At 67.3% G+C, this 1,530-nt stretch carries 1 protein-coding gene and 1 pseudogene; both read left to right on the top strand.

Annotation, left to right across the window (positions count from 1 at the left end; genetic code table 11):
* Positions 1-897 (top strand): annotated as a pseudogene (locus EN893_RS33460) (penicillin-binding protein 1C); the annotation flags it as partial.
* A gap of 64 nt (positions 898-961) precedes the next feature.
* Positions 962-1,530, top strand: a 569-nt coding sequence (locus EN893_RS33455) for a M15 family metallopeptidase (RefSeq protein WP_164901365.1), incomplete at its 3' end; no start/stop codon positions are given.

Raw genomic sequence — 1,530 nt, 5'->3', positions numbered from 1 at the left:
CTACAATTGTCGCTCAATGTGCCGGCGATCCGCGTGCTCGACGCGGTCGGGCCAACGCGGCTGATGGCGCGCTTCCGCCAGGCCGGCGTCAGCCCCATACTGCCGGTCAACGAAGCCCCGGGCCTGGCCATCGGTCTTGGCGGCGTCGGGGTGACATTGCGCGACCTCGTCCAGCTCTACACAGGGCTCGCCAATGGCGGCAAGACGCACACGCTGCATGACGGCACCGAGCCTGCCGATGCCGAGCGCACCAGCGCCACCATCCTCGACGGTCAGGCCAACTGGCAGATCATCGACATATTGTCAGGCGTCAAGCCGCCCGAGGGGGCCTTGCAGCGCGGCATCGCCTACAAGACCGGCACGTCCTACGGATACCGCGACGCCTGGTCGGTCGGCTTCGACGGCCGCTACGTGCTGGGCGTCTGGGTCGGCCGCCCCGATGCCGGCGCGGTGCCCGGCCTTTCCGGCTATGTCTCGGCCGCTCCCATCCTGTTCGAGGGTTTTGTCCGCTCGGGCCTCGCCACCGTCCCCTTGCCGGGCAAACCGCCCGGCATGTTCAGCCCCAGACGCGAGGACCTGCCGGTGACGCTCGCCCGCTTCGGCGCCGGGTCGGATGGCCTGGTGCAGGCGACGGTGAGCGAACCCGCACCGACCATCATCTTCCCGCCTGACGGCGCCCGCGTCGATCTCGGCACCAATTCGGCCGACGCCTCGCCACTGGTGCTGAAGCTGCAAGGCGGCCGTGCGCCGTTCCGCTGGCTCGCCAACGGCAAGCCGCTGGCAGGCATCGATCGTCGCCGCACCGCGACCTGGCAGCCCGACGGCGCCGGCTATTCGACGCTGACCGTCATCGACGCCGCAGGGCGTGCGGCGAGTGTGAAGGTGTTCGTCGAATAGATCGCGCCAAGAGATTCATGGAATTGGCTTTCCGGACGCTCGGCAGATAGCAGGATACTCACCCATGCCTGTTCCGAGGCACCCCTCGCGCAATCCGTTCTTGTCGGCAGCCTCGGCACTGGCAGCAACAATCCTTGTCGCGGCAACCACCCTCCCCGCTTTGGCCGATGCCCTGCCCGCCGGCTTCGTCCGGCTCGCCGATGTCGATCCCTCGATCCGCCAGGACATACGCTACGCCGGATCGGACAATTTTCTGCATCGCAAGGTGGACGGCTATGACGCCCCGGCCTGCATCCTCACCGAGCAGGCGGCAAAGGCACTGTCCGCCGTCCAGAAAGCGATCGCCGCCAAAGGCCTGACCCTGATGTTGTTCGATTGCTACCGCCCTGCCCGCGCCGTCGCCGACATGAATGAATGGACGCGCGATGGCGGGTCGCCCGATCCACAATGGTATCCGAAGGTCAGGCGCAGTGAGCTGATCGCCAAGGGTTATGTCGGAGAACTATCGACCCATTCACGTGGCTCGACCGTCGATGTCGCCGTCGCCCGGACGGACCGCAGGTCCAGCCCGAACCAGGCCTGCGGCGCGGGCGATGCCGACACGCTCGATTTCGGCACCGGCTTCGACTGCTT

It is taken from the genome of Mesorhizobium sp. M7A.F.Ca.CA.004.04.2.1 (genome assembly GCF_004022825.1).
Lineage (GTDB): Bacteria > Pseudomonadota > Alphaproteobacteria > Rhizobiales > Rhizobiaceae > Mesorhizobium.
The sequence above is the reverse complement of the archived record's forward strand: the minus strand, read 5'-3'. Positions and strand labels throughout refer to the sequence as shown.